We start from the raw sequence: 19062 nt of genomic DNA, 5'->3' as shown, positions 1-19062 counted from the left end.
ACTTTTGCCGGCCCGCAGCGAACGACGATTCGTGACTCCGAGGCGCTGCCCGCGAGTCCGCGCGATGCGCATGCAGCGGTAGCGCCGTCCACGGGTGGACCGTTCGCCCCCGGGCCTTCATGCGGCCGCCGGGCGGACGCGAACCCCGGTTCTCCGCGAGCACCACGCCAGCAACAGCCACGGAACCGGAACGTCGCGACACAACCAGCGGGCTTTAGGCCCGCGCCAGAACAACGAGCAACCATGACCTACGAGGACTTCCCGACCGACGAACAGGCGGTGGTCACGGCGGGGTTGCCGTACGCCAACGGCGACCTCCACATCGGCCACCTGCGCAGCTACGTGAACGCCGACGCGTTCACCCGCGCGCTCCGAAAGCTCGGCCAAGACGCCATCTACGTCTCCGGCAGCGACATGCACGGCACCCCCATCGCCGTCAACGCCGCCGAGGAGGGCGTCAGCCCCGAGGAGTTCGCGCTCCGCCACCACGAGCAGTACGAGGAGACGTTCCCGAAGTTCAACGTCGACTTCGACCAGTACGGCCACACGCACGACGACACCAACACCGAACTCACGAAGGAGTTCGTCCGCGCGTGGGAGGACAACGACCACGTCTACGAGAAGGAAATCAACGTCGCCTACGACCCCGAGGCCGACCAGTGGCTCCCCGACCGCTACGTCGAGGGGACGTGTCCGTACTGCGGCGAGCACGCCCGCGGCGACGAGTGCGACGAGGGCTGCCAGCGCCACCTCGAACCCGGCGAAATCGAGGACCCCGTCTCCGCGCTCACCGGCAACCCCGCGGAGTACCGGGTGCGCGACCACAAGTTCCTCCGGCTCTCGGACGTCCAAGAGCACCTCCAGGGGTTCATCAACCGCCTCGAAGGCACGAGCAACGCCCAGAACCAGCCCCGCGAGTGGATCGAGGGCGAACTGGAGGACTTCTGCATCACGCGGGACATGGACTGGGGCATCGACTATCCGGGTGAGGGCTCCGAGGACCTCGTGCTGTACGTCTGGGTGGACGCCCCCATCGAGTACGTCTCCACCACCAAGCAGTACAGCGAGCGCACCGGCGACTTCGACTGGGAGTCCGTCTGGAAGGACGGCGACGGCGAGATCGTCCACGTCATCGGCCGCGACATCATCCAGCACCACACCGTCTACTGGCCCGCGATGCTGGAAGCCGCCGACTACGCCGAGCCGCGCGCGGTCTGCGCGACCGGGTTCGTGAACATCGACGGGAAGGGCCTCTCGACGTCGAAGAACCGCGCCATCTGGGCGGAGGAGTACCTCGACGAGGGGTTCCACCCGGACCTCCTCCGGTACTACATGGCGACCGCCAGCGGGTTCGAGCGCGACGTGAACTTCTCGTGGGACCGGTTCGCCGAGCGCGTGAACAGCGAACTCGCGGACGTCGTCGGGAACTTCGTCTACCGCGCGCTGCTGTTCGCGACGCGGAACTTCGACGGGACACCCGACGCCGCGGTCTCCGACGACGTCGAGACCGAAATCGCGGCCGCGATGGACGACTACGAGGACGCGCTCAACGACTACGACCTCAAGTCCGCGGGCGAGCGCGCGGTCGCGCTCGCTCGCTACGGCAACGAGTACATCCAGCGCAACGAGCCCTGGAAGCTCGACGACGAGGAGGCCGCACCGGTCATCCGCGACTGCGTGCAGCTCGTGAAGGCGGTCGCGGTGCTGCTGCAGCCGTTCATTCCGGAGAAGGCCGACGACATCTGGGCGCAGATCGAGGAGGACGGCTCCGTGGCGGACGCCACCATCGGCGACTGCCTGCAGGCGCCGCCCGCCGAGTTCGGGGAGCCCGACGAGCTGTTCACGAAGGTGGAGGACGAGCGCGTCGAGGAGCTCGACGCGAAGCTCCAGGAGAAAATCGAAGCCGCTAGTAGCGACGAGGGAGACGACGAGGACGTGACCGACGAATCCGAGACCGAACTCGAACCGCTCGCCGACGAGCGCGTCAGCTTCGAGGACTTCCAGAGCCTCGACCTGCGCGTCGGCGAAATCGAGACCGCGGAGGGCATCGAGGGTGCCGACGATCTCGCGCGCCTCGAAGTCGACATCGGCCACGAGACCCGACAGATTGTCGCGGGCATCAAGCAGCTCCACGACCTCGACGAGCTCCCGGGCAAGCGCGTCGTCATCGTCGCGAACCTCGAACAGGCCGAGCTGTTCGGTGTCGAGTCCAACGGCATGATTCTCGCCGCCGGCGAGGACGCCGACCTCCTCACCACCCACGGGGACAGCGAACCCGGCACGAAGATCAAGTAGCCACTTTTTGCGCTGCGCTCGGGCGGCTTCGCCGCCTCGTCTGCTCACGGGCGTATAGCGCCCGTTCGCACGGCCAGCGGGACCGGAGGTCCCGCTCGGCTCGGCAAAAACTTGGGGAAAAAGCGCCGTCGGACCCCACTACGGGGGCCCTCGGCGCCCGCGCTCCCTACGGTCGCGCGGAGAATCGCGGCGCTCAGGACCTACGGACCGTTCGCGCCGCGAATACTCGTCACCGGAGTATGTAGTCCGGTATCGAGCATCCGCGAGCGAGCGGTCCGGAGGACCCGAGCGACGCGGTTCACTCCGCGACCGAAGGGAGCGGAGGCGCGAGGACGACCGCAGGGAGGACGACGCGCTTTTGGCCGAGCTTTTGCCGAGGGTCGCCTCCGGCGACCCGCAGCGCAAAAGGTCGTTTTAGAGGTCCTGCACGACGTCGCCGAGTTTTTCGACGTCCATCGCTTCCATGGTCTGCATGTCGATGCCGTAGCGTTCGGCGGCGATGGAAGCTTGGAGGGCGGCTTCGCGGTCGGGCGCGTCGAAGACGAGCAGGACGTCGCGTTCGCCGAGGAGGACGTAGGCGTCCTGGAGGTCGCAGTCCTGGGCTTCGAGGTCGGCGCGGACGTCGCCCCAGATGGCGGCGAGCTCTTGGGCGTTCTGGAACTGACCGGTCTCGATGGTGGCGATGGCAGCGTACGTCGGCATAGACCGGTGTTGTGTCGGCTCCGGCAAAGTCGCTGTGGCGGTTCGGTTACTCGTCGCCGAGTTAATCACGTACGTTTTTGCGTGCCGGCGTCGTAGCCGCGGCGTATGAGAAACGCGAAAATCGTCTGTACGCTGGGGCCGGCGACAGACGACGAGTCCTCGATACGGTCGCTGGTGGACGCGGGGATGTCGGTCGCGCGCATCAACGCGAGCCACGGCAACCCCGACGACCGCCGCGACCTAATCGGGACGGCGCGGCGGGTCGACGAGCTGACAGAGAAGCCGGTCGCCGTGATGTTGGACACGAAGGGGCCGGAGGTCCGGACGGCCGAGACCGACGAGCCCGTCCACGTCGAAGCCGGGACGCTCGTGGAGTTCGTGCCGGACGGCGAGACGACGGGCGAGACCATCGGGCTCTCGACGAGCGTCGCGGCGGCCGAGCCCGGCGACCGCGTGCTGCTGGACGACGGGCGCATCGAGACGGTCGTCGAGTCGGTCGAGGGCGACGTCGTCACCGCGCGCGTGGAGTCCGGCGGCGAGCTCGGCAGCCGGAAGGGCGTGAACGTCCCGGGCGTCGACCTCGACCTCGACGTCGTCACCGAGAAGGACCGCCGCGACCTCGAACTCGCTGCGGAGGAGGGCGTCGATTACGTCGCCGCGAGCTTCGTGCGGGACGCCGAGGACGTGCTGGAGGTCGAGCGCGTGCTCGAATCGGTCGGCGCGGACATCCCCGTGGTCGCGAAAATCGAGCGCGCGGGCGCCGTCGAGAACCTCGACAGCATCGTGGAGGCCGCCGACGGCGTGATGGTCGCGCGCGGCGACCTCGGCGTGGAGTGCCCCATGGAGGACGTGCCGATGATTCAGAAGCGCATCATCCGGCAGTGCCGGGACGCCGGCGTCCCTGTCATCACCGCCACAGAGATGCTGGATTCGATGGTACACGCGCGCCGGCCGACGCGCGCGGAGGCCAGCGACGTCGCGAACGCCGTCCTCGACGGCACGGACGCCGTGATGCTCTCGGCGGAGACCGCGGTCGGCGACAACCCCACGCGGGTCGTGGAGACGATGGACCGCATCGTGCGCGAAGTCGAGTCCAGCGGCGAGTACGCCGAGCTACAGGAGCAACGCGTCCCGACCGCGGACGGCACGGCGAAGACCGACGCGCTCGCGCGCTCCGCGCGCTACCTCGCCCGCGACATCGACGCCAGCGCGGTCGTCGTCGCCTCCGAGTCCGGCTACACCGCGCGGAAGGCCGCGAAGTTCCGGCCGCGCGTCCCAGTGGTCTGTGCGACGCCCTCCCACCGCGTGCGCCGCGAACTCGCGCTCAACTGGGGCGTCCACGCCGAGTACGCCGCGGTCGCGGAGGGCGACGCGACGACGGTCGTCGAGCACGCGGTGCAGGCGGCCGTCGAGTCCGGCCTCGTCGAGAGCGGCGACACCGTGGTCGTGCTCGTCGGCATGATGACCGACCTCGAAGGCGCGAGCACGACGAACACGCTGAAAGTCCACGTCGCCGCGGAGACGCTGACGGTCGGGCAGTCCGTCGTGAAGGGGCGCGTCACCGCGCCCGTCGCCGTCCTCGACGACGGCGACCTCTCCGAGATTCCCGAGCGCGCGGTGGTCGTGCTCGGCCCGGACTTCGACGACGAGTTCCACGGCGACCTCTCGAAGATAGCGGGCATCGTCAGCGCCCAGTCCGGGATGACCGGCTACCCCGCGATGGTCGCGCGCGAACTCGACGTGCCGATGGTCGGGGACGCCGACCTCGACGACATCGTAGACGGCGACACCGTCACGGTGGACGGCGAGCGCGGCGTCGTCTACGCAAGCGAGACCTGAACCCGGAACCCGCGCGTTTTTCCGCCTCGACGGGGTAGACGTTGACATGGCCGAGAACGACGAGCGCGCGTGGCGCTACGAGGTCGACGAGGTCGGCCCGGACGCCGAACCCGACGTGCGAGCCATCGAACCCGGGTCGCCGGACCCGGAGAACGTCGCGTTCTTCCTGCTCGGCGTCGCCGCCATGGTCGGCGTGCTCGCGCTCCTGCTGTTCTGAGAGGCCGACCGCTTTCGGATTAGCCACGCGGCTTGCGGGTCACTGCACTCGCGGCTCACTTCGTTCACCGCTTGTCGTTCTGTGTCCTCCCTGCGGTCGGCCACGCGGGTAAACGGTTTTCCCACCGCCGCCCTAACCCCCGGGTATGGCCGAACTGTTCGGACAGTCGCTGTCGTTCCTGCTCGTCGTCGCCGGGACGGCGCTGTGCGTCATGGAGGCGCTCGCGCCGGGCGCGCACCTCATCGTCCTCGGCGTCGCGCTCCTCGCCGCCGGCCTCATCGGGCTGTTCGTGCCGGCGGCCGCGACCCCGTTCGTGCTCGCGGGCCTCGTCTTGGGCGTCGGGCTGGTCTCCCTGTACCTGTACCGCAACTACGAGCTCTACCAGGGGACCGGCCGCGGGCAGACCCGCGACTCCGACGACCTCCGCGGCTCGCGGGGGTACGTCGTCGAGGAGGTCACGCCCCGAGAGGGGCGCGTGAAACTCGAGTCCGGCGGGTTCGACTCGTCGTACGCCGCCCGGAGCATCTCCGGGACCATCTCCGAGGGGACGAACGTCGTGGTCGTCGATCCGGGCGGGGGGAACGTCGTCACCGTCGAGGCCGTCGACGGCGCCGACGACATCGACCGCGAACTGGACCGGTACGCCGACGGCGCCTGAGTCCGGGCCGCGAGCGGTCGCCGCGGCCGCGAACCGTACCAACACTTATTGTCCGTTCGCCGAACGTTCACGCATGGAGTTGACCCCGCTACAGACGGGCGGCGCAGTGATACCGGCAGTCGGGCTGCTGTTGTTGCTGCTGTTGGCCGTCGTCGTCTACGAGGCCGTCGAAATCGTGGACGCCTACGAGAAGAAAGCCCTCACGGTGTTCGGGGAGTACCGCGGCCTCCTCGAACCCGGTATCAACATCGTGCCGCCGTTCGTCGCGCGCACGTACCCCTTCGACATGCGCACGCAGACCATCGACGTGCCCCGACAGGAGGCGATTACCCGCGACAACTCGCCGGTGACCGCCGACGCCGTCGTCTACATCCGCGTGCGGGACGCCAAGCGGGCGTTCCTCGAGGTCGACCACTACAAGACCGCCGTCTCGAACCTCGCGCAGACGACGCTGCGCGCGGTGCTGGGCGACATGGAGCTGGACGACACGCTGAACAAGCGCCAGGAAATCAACGCCCGCATCCGCACGGAACTGGACGAGCCCACCGACGAGTGGGGTATCCGCGTGGAGAGCGTCGAGGTCCGGGAAGTCAATCCCTCGCAGGAAGTCCAGAAGGCGATGGAGCAACAGACCAGCGCCGAGCGCCGCCGCCGCGCGATGATTCTGGAGGCGCAGGGTGAGCGGCAGTCCGCCATCGAGAACGCGCAGGGTGACAAGCAGTCGAACATCATCCGCGCGCAGGGTGAGAAGCAGTCCCAGATTCTCGAGGCGCAGGGTGACGCCATCTCCACCGTCCTCCGCGCGAAGTCCGCGGAGTCGATGGGCGAGCGCGCCATCATCGAGAAGGGCATGGAGACGCTGGAGGGCATCGGCGAGGGCGAGTCGAACACGTTCGTCCTCCCGCAGGAGCTCACCAGCCTCGTCGGCCGCTACGGCAAGCACCTCGCGGGCAGCGACGTCTCCGACGGCGGCACCGAACTCGACAGCCTCGAGTTCGACGCCGAGACCCGCGAGCTCATCGGCCTCGACGACATCGACGAGATTCTCAACCAGATCAGCCAGGAGGCCGACATCGACCCCGAGAAGCTCGAGGAGCAGGCAGAGGCCGTCCAGCGCGGCGAGGACGCCGGGCTGGCGTCGACGGACGAGGTCATCGAGGAGATGGACCAGGAACTCGACACCGGCGACGCCCCCGGAGACAGCAGTAGTGGCGGCGACGCCGGCGGCGACGACAACCAGAACGCGTAACGGCGCGCCGCGCCGGCGTGCTATCCGGTACCGAACGTTTTTCTCCGGTGACCGCGTAGGAGCGCGTGAATGGGCATCGACGAGGACAAGCGCTCGACGCTCCGCCGCTTCGCCGCCGTCGGCGCAGCCAGCCCGCTGACCCGGCTCGCCGGCGGTGACGGCGACGGCGAGGGCGGCGACAGCGACGTCCGCGACGCCATCACGGGCTACGTGACGGCGACGCCGGGCGCGCACTTCTCGAAGCTCCGTGACGACCTCCAGCTGGGCACCGGGGAGACCCAACACCACCTCCGGCGGCTGTTAGACGAGTCCGCCGTCGAGAGCGAGCGCGACGGCGACTACAAGCGCTTCTACCCGGCCGAGCGGTTCTCGCCGTTCGAGAAGCGCGCGCTCGGCTACCTCCGCCGGGAGACCCCGCGCGGGATGGTCGTCGAACTGCTGCGGAACCCGGACGCGACCGCCGGCGACCTCGCGGAGTCGCTGGACGTCTCGCCGGCGACCGTCAGCAAGTACGCCGCGCAACTGGAGGAGGCGGGCGTGCTCTCGCGGGCGGACGGCTACGCCGTCGAGCGCCCGGAGACCCTCATCACGCTGCTCGTGCGGTACGCCGACTCCTTCGACGCGAACGCCGCAGAGTTCGCCGGCGAGGCCGCCGACTTGCTCTCCTACGAACCCTGAACGGCCGCGGCGCCGTCGCTGCGTGAAGCGAACGAGTGCAGTCCCAGCGGGACTGCGACAGACACTGGATTCCCGGCAGAGCCGGGGAGAACGCAAGTTCCGCGCGGTGGATGACGAGGCCGCGCGGGCCGAACCGGAGTCAGGCCTCGACCTTCCACGTCGTCGAGGAGGAGTACCCCCAGCGCTCGACGTCGACGTCGAACTCGCCGGCCTCGATGGCGGGCATGTTGGCGCCGACCTCCTTCGCGGAGAGGTCGAGTTCGTCGCCGATGAGCCGCGACTTGAAGTACGTGCGGTCGTCGGCGTGGTCGCGGAGGTAGTCGAGGATGCGACGCTGCTTCGGGGTGAGTGCCTGACTCGCCGCGGCTGTCGCGCTCATGCCAGTACAGTGGCGCGGCCACCCCAAGAGGGGTTTGGTACGCGCGGTAAATCGGCCGCAGTCCTGCGGTTTTACGGCGCTGGGCGTGCCGGGTAGTCACCGGGAGCGCGCGTTTTGGTAGGCGCGGTTAACGGCCCCGGCGGCCGCATCGAGACAGAAAGTTCTTACCCGGTCACGGCCGAAATTCCGGACAATGACAGAGCCGGGCGTCGAGGTGAGCGTCGTCCTCCCCGCGTACAACGAGGCCGACACCATCGAGGAGACGGTCCGGACGACGCTGGAGACGCTCGACGCCTTCCTCCCCGCGGGCAGCTACGAGGTCATCGTCGCGGAGGACGGCTGCGAGGACGAGACGCCGGAAATCGCCGCGCGGCTCGCCGCAGAAGACGACCGCGTCCGCCACTTCCACAGCGACGAGCGCCTGGGCCGCGGCGGCGCGCTGAACGCCGCGTTCCGCGCGGCCGAGGGGGAGACGCTGGCGTACTTCGACACGGACCTCGCGACGGACATGCGCCACCTCGAACAGCTAATCGAGAGTGTGCGCTCCGGGGACGCCGACCTCGCCACGGGCTCGCGGTGGATTCCCGGCGAGCACGCCGACCGCCCCGCCAAGCGCGGCATCCCCTCGCGGGGGTTCAACCTCGCGGTGCGGGGGCTGTTGGGCTCGGAGCTGCGCGACCACCAGTGCGGCTTCAAGGCGTTCAGCCGCGAGGCGTTCGAGACCCTCGTCGACGAGGTGGAGGACGAGCACTGGTTCTGGGACACGGAGATGCTGGTGCGCGCCCAGCGCCGCGGGTTCACCGTCGAGGAGTTCCCCGTGGAGTGGACGCCGAAGGGCGACTCGAAGGTCGACTTGGTGCGGGACGTCTTCGGGATGGGCAGTCAGATTCTGCGCTGCTTCTGGGAGTTCAACGTGAGCCCGTACGCGAACCGCCGCACCGGCACCGTGGTCGGCGTCCTGCTGTCGGTGGTGGCGTTCGCGCTGATGTTCGTCTACATCGACGTGGGCGCGTTCGTGGACGCGGTGGGGGACGCCGACCCCGCGCTGGTCGCGGCGGGCGCGGTCGTCTACCTGACGTCGTGGCCGCTGCGCGGCCTGCGCTACCGCGACATCCTCGCGGAGCTGGGGTACCGCGAGAGCACGTGGTTCCTCACGGGCGCGGTGTTCATCAGTCAGACCGGGAACCTCGTGATTCCCGCGCGCGCCGGCGACGCCATCCGCGCGTACGTCGTGAAAGCCCGCCGCGGCATCCCCTACACGACGGGGTTCGCGTCGCTGACCGTCGAGCGCGTCTACGACCTGCTCACCATCACGGTGCTGGCGGGCGGCGTCCTCGTGGCGCTCACCGCGTTCGCGCCCGACACGGTCGCGGAACTCGCCGCAACAGCAGCGGGCGAGGGGCTGGCCGGTCAGGAGTCGCAGGCCGTCCAGCAGGCCGTCGTCGTCGCCTCCGCCGTGGGCGTGATCGCGGTCGCCGCGGTCGTCGCCATCGTCTGGTCGGCGCGCTCGGACACCAACTACGTCCGGCGGGTCGTCGAGTGGGCCAGCGACGACTCCTACACGGAGCTGGTCGCGAGCGTCTTCGAGCAGTTCGTCGGCGACATCCAGCGGGTCGCCGCGGACGGCCGGGCGTTCGCGCGCATCGGCGCGACGAGCATCGTCATCTGGACTATCGACGTCGCTACCGCCCTGCTCGTCTTCCTCGCGTTCGGCCTCGACGTGGCGCTCGTGAGCCTGCTCGCGGTCGGGTTCTTCGCCGTCAGCGTCGGCAACCTCGCGAAAGTCATCCCGGGGCCGCCGGGCGGCATCGGCATCTACGAAGCGGCGTTCGCGGCCATCGTCTCGACGCTGCTGCCCGTCTCGTTCGGGCTCGCGCTCGGCGTCGCCATCGTCGACCACATCGTGAAGAACGTCGTGACGGTCGCGGGCGGCGCGGCGTCGATGACGTGGCTGAACGTCTCGCTGACGGAAGCCGTCGAGGGCGACGAGGCGGACCTCTCCGCGGACGCCGCCCCCGTCGAGGAGTAGTCAGTAGTAGTCGGTGACGAACGGCCCGAGCGCGCCGGCGACCGCCGTTCGCAGCGCTTCCGTTCGGTTCGTGATGCCACCGGTCAGTACACCCGCCGCGCCCTGATTCTCCGCGACGCCCGAGGTGTCCAGCAGGTCGTCCATCACCGGGCCGAGTTCCGCGCCATCGTGCAGCCGCGCGGCCACGTCGTCCGGGAGACGCAGTCGCGGGCCGGCACCGATTTCGACGCGCTCGCCGTCGCTGGCGGCCGCCCACATGACGAGGAAGAGGTCGCCGTTCCGCTCTGCTACGCCACCCTCTAATCCGACGCCGAGGTCGTAGTCCCCGGATTCGAGCGCGCGTTCGGCGCGGTTCCGCGCGCCCTCGATAGTCTCGTCGTCGCCCCACGGCTGTTCGGGGACGCCGCTGGCGACGCTGACCGATTCGACTGTCGCGTCCGGGAGCGCGGCCGCGACCGCGTCGCGCTTCACCGGGTTCCCGGAGCCGACTGCGACTCGCATACCGGGACGCGGACGGCCCGCGCCTTAGTCGCCGCGGATTCTCTCGGCGAGCGTTTCGAGGCCGTCGAGCAGTCGGGGGCTCGGTTGGTTGAGGAGGCTGTCGTCGACGACGTGGACGTCGGCGTCCAGTTCCCAGCCCCGACCCGCGAAGTCCGGGTTGACGCTGTCGCCCTTCCCGCAGACGTGAACGACGGCGTGCTCGGGGTCCGCGACCTCGACGGCGCTCGCTTCGACCTCGCGGGAGCGCTCGCCGGCGTCCACGAACGGGTAGCGGCCGCCCGCGGCTTCGACCACGTCGGGCACCCAGTTGCCGGCGGCCATCGGCGGGTCCGACCACTCCTCGCAGTAGACGACCGGGCCGTCCTCGGGTGCGGCTTCGCGGACGTCTCGGACGCGCTCGCGGCTCTGTGCTTCCAGTTCGGCGCCCGCGTCGGGGTGACCGACAGCCTCGCCGATTTCCGCGAGGGAGGCGAGGACGTCGTCGAGCGTCGCTGGCTCGACGTGGTGGACGTCGAACCCGCGGTCGCGGAGGTCGTCGCGGACCTCGCGCTGGAGGGCGTCGCTGGTGAGAACGACGTCCGGGTCGAGGTCGGCGACTCGGTCGAAGTCCGGGTTCAGCCAGCCGCCGACGACGGGAGCATCGACGTCTTCGCAGTGCGTGGTGACGCCGGCGAGGCGGTCGCTACCGCCGAGGGCGGCGACGGTGGCGGTGGCGCTCGGCGCGAGCGAGACGGCGCGCATACCCGTGGGTTCGGTCCCCGTGGTAAAAACCGACGCGATCGGCGACTCCCCTCGTCTGAATAGCGCAACGGTTAAGTACGTTTTGCACCAACCGATTGGCTACGACTCACCCGGGTTTTCCGGTGATTTCACGCTAATGACAGATGCACGCATGCGCTCCCGAGAGCAGGAGCGCACGGACGAAGAAGAGACGACCGACGGCTGCCCGGAGTGTGGCGGTCTCGTCGTCCAGGACGAAGAGCACGGCGAGTCGGTCTGCGCCGACTGCGGCCTCGTGGTCGAGGAGGACGGCATCGACCGCGGGCCCGAGTGGCGCGCGTTCGACTCCAAAGAGAAAGACGAGAAATCCCGCGTCGGCGCCCCCACCACGAACACGATGCACGACAAGGGGCTCTCGACGAACATCGACTGGCGCGACAAGGACGCGTACGGCAACTCCCTGTCCAGCAATCAGCGACAGAAGATGCAGCGCCTCCGCAAGTGGAACGAGCGCTTCCGCACGCGCGACGCCAAGGAGCGCAACCTGAAGCAGGCGCTCGGCGAAATCGACCGCATGGCCTCCGCGCTCGGCCTCCCTGACAACGTCCGGGAGACTGCGTCGGTCATCTACCGCCGCGCGCTCGAAGACGACCTGCTGCCCGGCCGCTCCATCGAGGGCGTCGCGACCTCCTGCGTGTACGCCGCCGCCCGGCAGGCCGGCGTCCCGCGCAGCCTCGACGAAATCGCGGACGTCTCCCGCGTCGAGAAGTCCGAGATCGCGCGCACGTACCGCTACGTCGTCCGCGAACTCGGCCTCGAAGTCGCACCCGCCGACCCCGAGAGCTACGTCCCGCGGTTCGCGTCCTCGTTGGAACTCTCGGACGAGTCCGCCCACCGCGCCCGCGAACTCCTCAAGACCGCGAAGGACAAGGGCGTCCACTCCGGCAAGAGCCCCGTGGGACTGGCGGCCGCCGCGGTGTACGCCGCCGCCCTCCTCACGAACGAGAAGACGACGCAGGCGAAGGTCTCGGAGGTCGCTGACATCTCCGAGGTCACGATTCGCAACCGCTACCACGAGCTGCTCGAAGCCGAAGACACGATTCCGGTCTGAGCGCTCGACGCGCGACGCGCGACGTCCCGTTTTCCGCGTTTTCCGAGCCGACAGCCGCAGCGCTCGGCGGCGGCCCGTCGCACGCCGCCTGTCGTTGCGGACTCCGAAACCGTATTGCAGGCGGCCCACGCAGGACACCCCATGGACTTCGAGGAGTTCGTGCTGGCGGCGCCCGTCTCCGACCTCGACGACGAGGTGGCCGCCCGCGAGCACGCCGACGCCGTCGAGTTCCGGATGGACCTCGCCGACGACCCGCTAGAGGGCCTTGACGACTACGACGGCGAGCTCCCAGTCATCGCGACGAACCGCGCGGAGTGGGAGGGCGGCGAGGCCGACGAGGACGGCCGCATCGACGCGCTCGCGGAGGCCGCGCGCACCGACTTCGTGGCCGCCATCGACGTCGAGCTCGCGGCGCTCACCGAGGCGGACGGCGAGGGCGCGGAGGCGCTGGCGGCCGCGCGCGCCGAGGACACCGCGACCATCGTCTCCGTCCACGACTTCGAGGGGACGCCGGAGATGGGCGTGCTCGCGGAGTTGCTGGGCGAGGCGTGCTCGCTGGGGGACGTCGGGAAGCTCGCGGTCACCGCCGAGGACGGCGGGGACGCGCTGGATCTGCTGCGCGTCACCCACGAGTTCAACGCCGTGGACGCGCCCGTCGCGACGATGGCGATGGGGGAGGCGGGCCGGCACACGCGCGCGGTCGCGCCGCTGTACGGCTCCCGCATCGGGTACGCGCCCGCCGACCCCGAGAACGCGACCGCGCCCGGCCAGTACGACGCCGCGACGCTGCGCACGCTCGTGGACAACCTCCGGTAGCCGGCTTCGGTGGCTTTAGGAGCGCGCGGCCCCGAGTCCCGGTAACTGTGGTCAATCGACGCGGCGTCATCGCGGCGGTGCTCGGCTTCGTCTACCCCGGCCTCGGACACGTCTACCTGCGGCGCTGGGTGCGCGCCATCTCGTGGTTCCTGCTCGCGCTCGTGACGGCGGCGCTGGTCGTGCCCGAGTCGGCGTACCAGGCGTTCCAGACCGACGGCCTCGCGGGCCTGATGGAAGCCAGCGAGAACCTCGGACCAGAAGTGACGCTCAGCCTGCTGGTGATTCGCGTGCTGAACGTCGTCGACGCGTACCTCGTCGCGGTGCGAGACACGGCGAGCGCCGTCGCCGAGCGCGTGCCGACGCCCGGCAACGTCGGCGCAGCCACCGGCGCGGACGCTGACGGCGAACCGGCCGAGTGTCCGGAGTGCGGCAAAGAACTCGACAGCGACCTCGACTTCTGTCCGTGGTGTACGACGCGGTTCGACGCCCCCGACGACGCCGACTCCGCGTGACTACTGTTCGATGATGCGCTCGTCGATGGCTTCGCCGAAGTGGCGGCCGCCCTCTTCGAGGTAGGCCAGGATCTCGTCGCCCTCGTCGAGGTCCGTGACGGCGGTGCGGCCCTCGCGCGTGGAGACCTTGATGGTCTCGGCGTTCTGGAGCAGCGTCTCGATGCGGTCGCCGGACTCGGTCTCGGCCTCGACGCGGAACATCGGCCGCTTCTCGATTTTCGCGCGCCCGACCACCGCGGTCCGCGTGTGGCCCTCGCGGTCGACGACCTGCACCTCGTCGCCACTAGAGAGCTCTGCGAGGTACTTCGTGCCGCCGTCGGGCGTCCGCACGTAGGCGTGGACGGCGCCGGCGTTCACGCGGAACGGCCGCGAGGCGACGTACGGCGACTCGGCGGTCTCGGCGTGCACGAAGAACAGCCCGCGGCTCATGGAGCCGACGAGCATCCCCTCGTCGTCGTCCATCAGGCTGCCCGTGTCGACGCAGACGCGGTCCGCGCTCCCGGCCTCTTCAACTTCTGTGACGGTGACCCACGCGAGGTCGAGGCGCTCGCGCTCGGCGGCGTCCCGCGCCTGCACGGTGCGGCGAATCTCGTCGGGGTCGCCGCTGTCCAGCAGTACGGCGTCGGCGCCGATGTCCAGCGTCTCGAAGGCGGTCTCGGCCTCGGCGGCGGACTCGACGCCCGCGACGAGCGTGGTCTCCTCGCCGATGCGCGCGATGAGGTTCTCCAGCGGGATGATGGTCCAGTCCTCGCCGACGACGATGGTGTGCTCGGCGTCCTGTGCGGCCTCCTCGGCGAACGCCTCGTAGCGCTCGTCGAGGATGCGGACGTAGGCGGCGTCGGCGTTCCCGCGGCGGACCGCCGAGAGGTCCGCGCTCCCCGAGAAGTCCTCCGGCAGGTCGACCGTGCCGTCGCCTTCGCCGTCCTTCCCGACGACGTACGCGTCCGGCTCGGCGGCCGCCTCGCTGTCGGCTTCCTCGATGACGTCGCCGTCGTCCGTGCGGAACGCCGCGACGTTCACCGACCCGAGTTCGCGGACGCGCTCGACGTCCGCGGCGTCGACGAGCACCCAGTCGACGCCGGCTTCGAGGCCGGCCGTGATGCGTCGCTTGCGCGTCTCCCAGTCTCCGACCGCGTCGTCGGCTTTCAGCCAGACGGACCGTGTCATTGCCGGATGGAGACGTGGTGCGGCCTAAAGCGTACCGGAGCGCCCCGTACTTGCTGGCGGCGCGTGTGCCGATATGACACGATTTATACTGCTGAACTACGGAGGTCGTGGTATGGCAACGAGTGGACAGGGCCGCTTCATGAGCGAGCGCGTCCCGTTCCCGCTGGACGCCGCGGAATCGCTCAGCTGGGACCTCGGGAGCGAACTCGTCGACCGGAAGCCCGAGTGCGCGCACCTGGAACGCGCGGGCGGCGGCTCGCTGACCGCCTTCGAGGCGACCGACCACACGGTCGTCGTGCGCGTGCGGACGGCGGTCGGCCGCGAGAAGTTCTACGGGCTCGCCACCACGGAGTTCCGGAGCGCCCTCGACGCCCTCCCGGCGGCGTGGCAGGTCGCGTACGCCGATATCTGAACGCGAGGAGAACGAGAGCGACGAGCTATCAGGCTTCGATGGGGAGGCCGGCCTCGCGGAGCGCCTCGTCGGGCGTGGCGTCCTCGTGGACCACGGCGGCGATGGCGGCGGTCATCGCGCCGGGGTCGTCGTGCTGGAAGACAGTGCGACCAGTGGAGACGCCGGCGGCGCCGGCGTCTATCGCGTCGCGGACGTCCTGGAGGGTCTCGCGGTCGCCGTCGGGGCTGCCGCCGGCGATGATGACCGGTTTGCTCGTGGACTCGACGACGCGCTCGAAGCTCTCGCGGCTCCCCGAGTAGGCGGTCTTCACGAGGTCCGCGCCGAGTTCCTCCGCGAGCCGGACGGCGTGCCCGAGGCTCTCGGCGTCGTGCTCGTCGACGCCCGGGCCGCGGGCGTACGCCATCGCGAGCACGGGCATCCCGAGGTCGTGGGCGTCGTCGACGACTTCCGCGAGCTGCGTAATCTGGTCGGGTTCGTGGTCGCTACCGACGTTGATGTGGAAGGAGACGGCGTCGGCGCCCGCCCGCACCGCTTCCTCGACGGTGCCGGTCATGCGCTTGTCGTTGGAGTCGGGGCCGATAGACGTGGATGCGTTGAGGTGGACGATGTAGCCGGCGTCGTTGTTGTTCTCGTGGACGCGGGGCGCGATGCCCTTCTGGGTGAGGACGGCGTCGGCGCCGCTGCTCGTGACGTCGTCGATGGTGGATTCGATGTCGACGAGGCCGTCTACCGCGCCGAGTGTGATTCCGTGGTCCATCGGGATGGTGACGAATCGGCCATCCCGGCCGATGCGGTCGAGTCGCGCTGTCTTCCCTGGTGTCATTGGTAGTGAGTAGCAAACGGTCGGCTATTTGCGTTCCGGTTCGGGCAGGCCCTTCCGCGCCCCCGCTTTGAGTTCCGCGGCGAGCGCTTCGAGGCGGTCGGCCACCTCCGCCGTGGAGAGGTCGTCCTCGACGCCCTCGGCGATGATGTCCACGTACGCGCTCCCGACGATGACGCCGTCGGCGCCGCTGGCGACGACCTCGCGGGCCTGCTCGCCCGACGAGATGCCGAACCCGACGGCCTTCGGGACGTCGGCGTCCTGCAGGCGTTCGAGCGCCTCGGGCGTGTCCGCGCTCACCTCGTCGCGGGCGCCCGTCGTGCCGAGGCGCCCCTGCACGTAGACGAACCCGGTGGTGCGGTCGAGCATCGATTCGAGGCGCTCGGGCGTCGTCGTCGGCGCCACGATGAAAATCAGGTCGAGACCGTGCTCGCGGCACGCCTCGTACATCGCCTCGGACTCGTTCACGGGGAGGTCGGGGACGACGAACCCGGAGATACCCGCGTCCGCGGCCGCTTCGACGAACTCCTCGGGGCCGGGCTCGCTACCGTACTGGTAGATGAGGTTGTAGTACGTCATGCAGACGACCGGCACCTCGACGTCCAGCTCGCGCACGAGGTCGAGGTAGGCGTCCGGCGTCATCCCGGCGTCGAGCGCGCGCTTGATGGCGTTCTGAATCGTGGTGCCCTCCGCGACAGGCTCCGAGAACGGCAGGCCGAGTTCCACGACGTCCGTGCCGCCGTCCACGAGCGCCTGCACGTACTCCTTCGTGGCTTCCGCGCTCGGGTCGCCGGCGGCGACGTAGGAGACGAGCGCGGGTTCGTCGGCGAACGCGTCGCGAATCTCGCTGCGGGTCACTCCTCGAACACCTCCATCGTGGGCGCGCCGGCGACGTCGCGCGCGGTGGACTCCTCGATGACCGTGTCGAGGTCCTTGTCGCCGCGCCCGGAGACGTTCACCACCACGGGGCCGTCACCTTCGTACTCCTCTAAGTAGGCGACGGCGTGACTCGATTCGAGCGCGGGGATGATGCCCTCCTCGCGGGAGAGCCGGTGGAACGCTTCGAGCGCGGCGTCGTCGTCGACGTTCACGGGCTCGATGCGGCCCTCGTCCACGAGGTGCGCCAGCTCCGGGCCGACGCCCGCGTAGTCCAGCCCCGCGCTCACGGAGTGGGACTCGACGATTTGGCCCTCCTCCGTCTGGAGGAGCTTCGTGCGCGCGCCGTGGAGGACGCCCTCCGTCCCCGTCGAGAGGCTCGCGGAGTTCGGCGCGTACCCCTCCGCCTTGTCCACGCCGAGGCTGGAGCCGCCGGCCTCGACGGCGAGCAGGTCCACGTCCGGCGCGGGCTCGTGCGTCCCCTCGGGCGCACCCGGGAGTTCTGCGCTGCCGACGAACGCGGAGAACGCGCCCATCGTGTTCGACCCGCCGCCCGCGCACGCGATGACCGCCTCCGGGAGGCCGCCGAGTTTCTCGCGGGACTGCTCGCGCATCTCCTCGCTGATGACCGACTGGAAATCCCGGACCATCGCCGGGAACGGGTGGGGCCCCACCACGGAGCCGATGACGTAGTGGGTGTCCTCGACGTTCGTCGCCCAGTCCCGCATCGTCTCGTTGATTGCCTCCTTGAGCGTGCCCGACCCGACGTCAACGGGGTTGACCTCGGCATCGTGGATGCGCATCCGGAAGACGTTCGGCCGCTGGCGGTTGACGTCCGTGCGGCCCATGTAAATCTCGCAGGGCATGTCGAGGTACGCACAGGCCATCGCGGTCGCGGTGCCGTGCTGGCCGGCGCCGGTCTCGGCGACGATGCGCTCCTTGCCCATGTACTTCGCGAGCAACACCTGCCCGAGCGCGTTGTTGAGCTTGTGCGCGCCGCCGTGCAGCAGGTCCTCGCGCTTGAGGTAGACGTCGAAGCCGTAGCGCTCCGAGAGGTTCTCGGCGTGCGAGAGGGGGGTGGGTCGCCCGCCGAACTCCCGGATGCGCTGGCGGAAGTCGTCCACGAAGCCGTCCTCGTTCTCGAGGACGTAGCGCTGGTAGGCGTCCGCCAGCTCCTCAACCGCCGGCATCAACACTTCGGGGACGTACTGGCCGCCGTAGTCGCCGAACTTCCCGGCCCGCGTCCCCGACTGTGCGCCCGTCGTCGACTCCTGATTTCCACTCATGCGTTCACCAGTGTGCGTGTGTTCTCGGTTACGTCGCCGTCCATGATGGCGCTTCCGACGAGCAGGCCGTCCGCGCCCGCCGCTCGCATCCGCCGGACGTCCGCAGGCGTGCTCACGCCGCTCTCCGCAATCAGCGTCACGTCCTCGGGGACGTGGGGCGCCACGTCCTCGAACGTCGAGAGGTCCACCTCCAGTTTGGCGAGGTCGCGGTTGTTCACGCCGATGACGTCCGCGCCCGCTTCGACCGCGCGGTCGAGTTCCGTGCGGTCGTGAACCTCCACGAGCGCCTGAAAGCCGCGCTCGCGTGCGGCGTCGAGCATCGGTTCGAGGTCGTCGCCGAGGAAGCGCGCGATGAGCAGGACCACGTCGGCCTCCACGGCGTCCAACTGGGCTTCCCGCAGCAGGAAGTCCTTCCGGAGCACGGGCACGTCCACGGCGTCCCGAATCTCGCGGAGGTTCGCGGGGCTGCCGCCGAAGTGCTCGGGCTCGGTGAGCACGGAGAGCGCGGCCGCGCCGCCCGCGACCATCTGCTCGGCGAGCGCGACCGGGTCGTCCTCGCGCTCGCCCTCCGTGGTGGGGCTGGTCGGTTTCACTTCCGCAATCGTGGGCGCGCGGCCGTCCGCCTCGGCGGCCGCGAGCGCGTCCGGCAGCAACCGCGGGGACACCGACACCCGGCCGCCGGCCGGTTCTCGCTCGCGGGCCGCGTCGAGGATGGACTGCACCGCCGGCGCGAGCCCGTCACTTTCGTCCATTATTGTGCATTAATGCACTAGTTTGCACATAAGCCTTGCGTCG

Annotated in this window: 20 protein-coding genes; 11 read left to right on the top strand and 9 right to left on the bottom strand. The window is 69.7% G+C overall.

Annotated features, from left to right (window positions below; translation table 11 throughout):
• The first annotated feature begins 243 nt into the window (after nucleotides 1-243).
• Nucleotides 244-2295, top strand: coding sequence for a methionine--tRNA ligase (metG, locus tag HHUB_RS02220; RefSeq protein WP_059055819.1), 2052 nt, complete (start codon nucleotides 244-246; stop codon nucleotides 2293-2295).
• 414 nt (nucleotides 2296-2709) lie between these two features.
• On the opposite strand, the gene HHUB_RS02215 is transcribed toward metG, so the two are convergent.
• Nucleotides 2710-2997, bottom strand: a complete 288-nt coding sequence (locus HHUB_RS02215) for a GYD domain-containing protein (RefSeq protein ID WP_059055817.1) — start codon at nucleotides 2995-2997, stop codon at nucleotides 2710-2712.
• A 105-nt stretch (nucleotides 2998-3102) separates the two neighbouring features.
• On the opposite strand from HHUB_RS02215, the gene pyk reads away from it, so the two are divergent.
• The 5 genes from pyk (at nucleotide 3103) to HHUB_RS02195 (ending at nucleotide 7638) form a co-directional block, all read left to right on the top strand.
• Nucleotides 3103-4836 carry a pyruvate kinase gene (pyk, locus tag HHUB_RS02210; RefSeq protein WP_059055815.1) on the top strand — a complete coding sequence of 578 codons (1734 nt, stop codon included), beginning with the start codon at nucleotides 3103-3105 and terminating at the stop codon, nucleotides 4834-4836.
• 46 nt (nucleotides 4837-4882) lie between these two features.
• Nucleotides 4883-5053: a DUF7312 domain-containing protein gene (locus HHUB_RS16985; RefSeq protein ID WP_169793381.1), complete on the top strand. Its 171-nt coding sequence runs from the start codon at nucleotides 4883-4885 to the stop codon at nucleotides 5051-5053.
• A 145-nt stretch (nucleotides 5054-5198) separates the two neighbouring features.
• Entirely contained in the window at nucleotides 5199-5711 is a 513-nt protein-coding gene (locus tag HHUB_RS02205) for an NfeD family protein (protein ID WP_059055813.1), read from the top strand.
• 73 nt (nucleotides 5712-5784) lie between these two features.
• Entirely contained in the window at nucleotides 5785-6960 is a 1176-nt protein-coding gene (locus tag HHUB_RS02200) for an SPFH domain-containing protein (protein WP_059055811.1), read from the top strand.
• Nucleotides 6961-7029: 69 nt separating this feature from the next.
• Nucleotides 7030-7638, top strand: a complete 609-nt coding sequence (locus HHUB_RS02195; protein WP_059055809.1) for a winged helix-turn-helix transcriptional regulator — start codon at nucleotides 7030-7032, stop codon at nucleotides 7636-7638.
• 139 nt (nucleotides 7639-7777) lie between these two features.
• On the opposite strand, the gene HHUB_RS02190 is transcribed toward HHUB_RS02195, so the two are convergent.
• On the bottom strand, nucleotides 7778-8017 hold the full coding sequence (locus HHUB_RS02190; protein ID WP_059055807.1) for a DUF7123 family protein: 240 nt from the start codon (nucleotides 8015-8017) through the stop codon (nucleotides 7778-7780).
• 193 nt (nucleotides 8018-8210) lie between these two features.
• Between HHUB_RS02190 and HHUB_RS02185 the strand changes: the two genes are divergently transcribed.
• A complete protein-coding gene (locus tag HHUB_RS02185; protein WP_059055806.1) occupies nucleotides 8211-10046 on the top strand; it encodes a flippase-like domain-containing protein in 1836 nt (611 codons plus the stop codon).
• On the opposite strand, the gene HHUB_RS02180 is transcribed toward HHUB_RS02185, so the two are convergent.
• Nucleotides 10047-10547, bottom strand: coding sequence for a DUF84 family protein (locus HHUB_RS02180; RefSeq protein ID WP_059055804.1), 501 nt, complete (start codon nucleotides 10545-10547; stop codon nucleotides 10047-10049).
• Nucleotides 10548-10571: 24 nt separating this feature from the next.
• Nucleotides 10572-11288 (bottom strand): cobalamin-binding protein, encoded by a 717-nt coding sequence (locus tag HHUB_RS02175; protein ID WP_059055802.1) that lies wholly within the window; start codon nucleotides 11286-11288, stop codon nucleotides 10572-10574.
• A 136-nt stretch (nucleotides 11289-11424) separates the two neighbouring features.
• Here HHUB_RS02175 and HHUB_RS02170 point away from each other — a divergent pair, with 136 nt between their 5' ends.
• The 3 genes from HHUB_RS02170 (at nucleotide 11425) to HHUB_RS02160 (ending at nucleotide 13706) form a co-directional block, all read left to right on the top strand.
• Complete coding sequence (locus HHUB_RS02170; protein ID WP_059055800.1) at nucleotides 11425-12378, top strand: transcription initiation factor IIB; 954 nt, start codon at nucleotides 11425-11427, stop codon at nucleotides 12376-12378.
• A gap of 141 nt (nucleotides 12379-12519) precedes the next feature.
• Entirely contained in the window at nucleotides 12520-13194 is a 675-nt protein-coding gene (locus HHUB_RS02165) for a type I 3-dehydroquinate dehydratase (protein WP_059055798.1), read from the top strand.
• Between the two features lie 47 nt (nucleotides 13195-13241).
• Nucleotides 13242-13706, top strand: a complete 465-nt coding sequence (locus HHUB_RS02160) for a zinc ribbon domain-containing protein (RefSeq protein WP_059055795.1) — start codon at nucleotides 13242-13244, stop codon at nucleotides 13704-13706.
• On the opposite strand, the gene HHUB_RS02155 is transcribed toward HHUB_RS02160, so the two are convergent.
• Nucleotides 13707-14873: a 3-dehydroquinate synthase II gene (locus tag HHUB_RS02155; RefSeq protein WP_059055793.1), complete on the bottom strand. Its 1167-nt coding sequence runs from the start codon at nucleotides 14871-14873 to the stop codon at nucleotides 13707-13709.
• A 112-nt stretch (nucleotides 14874-14985) separates the two neighbouring features.
• Here HHUB_RS02155 and HHUB_RS02150 point away from each other — a divergent pair, with 112 nt between their 5' ends.
• Nucleotides 14986-15285, top strand: a complete 300-nt coding sequence (locus HHUB_RS02150) for a hypothetical protein (protein ID WP_059055791.1) — start codon at nucleotides 14986-14988, stop codon at nucleotides 15283-15285.
• Nucleotides 15286-15313: 28 nt separating this feature from the next.
• Here HHUB_RS02150 and HHUB_RS02145 read toward each other — a convergent pair whose 3' ends face one another.
• From HHUB_RS02145 to trpC, 4 genes are read right to left on the bottom strand one after another with little or no spacing between them, the layout of a single operon-like run.
• Nucleotides 15314-16108 carry a 2-amino-3,7-dideoxy-D-threo-hept-6-ulosonate synthase gene (locus HHUB_RS02145; protein WP_059055789.1) on the bottom strand — a complete coding sequence of 265 codons (795 nt, stop codon included), beginning with the start codon at nucleotides 16106-16108 and terminating at the stop codon, nucleotides 15314-15316.
• Between the two features lie 24 nt (nucleotides 16109-16132).
• Nucleotides 16133-16963 (bottom strand): tryptophan synthase subunit alpha, encoded by an 831-nt coding sequence (gene trpA / locus HHUB_RS02140; protein ID WP_059055787.1) that lies wholly within the window; start codon nucleotides 16961-16963, stop codon nucleotides 16133-16135.
• The gene (gene trpB, locus HHUB_RS02135) at nucleotides 16960-18267 is read right to left on the bottom strand and encodes a tryptophan synthase subunit beta (protein WP_059055785.1); all 1308 of its coding nucleotides are present in this window, start codon (nucleotides 18265-18267) and stop codon (nucleotides 16960-16962) included. Before trpB ends, trpA begins: the two co-directional genes overlap by 4 nt.
• Nucleotides 18264-19019 carry an indole-3-glycerol phosphate synthase gene (gene trpC, locus HHUB_RS02130; protein ID WP_059055783.1) on the bottom strand — a complete coding sequence of 252 codons (756 nt, stop codon included), beginning with the start codon at nucleotides 19017-19019 and terminating at the stop codon, nucleotides 18264-18266. Before trpC ends, trpB begins: the two co-directional genes overlap by 4 nt.
• Nucleotides 19020-19062: the final 43 nt, after the last annotated feature.

The sequence above is a fragment of the Halobacterium hubeiense genome, from assembly GCF_001488575.1.
Lineage (GTDB): Archaea > Halobacteriota > Halobacteria > Halobacteriales > Halobacteriaceae > Halobacterium > Halobacterium hubeiense.
The sequence above is the reverse complement of the archived record's forward strand: the minus strand, read 5'-3'. Positions and strand labels throughout refer to the sequence as shown.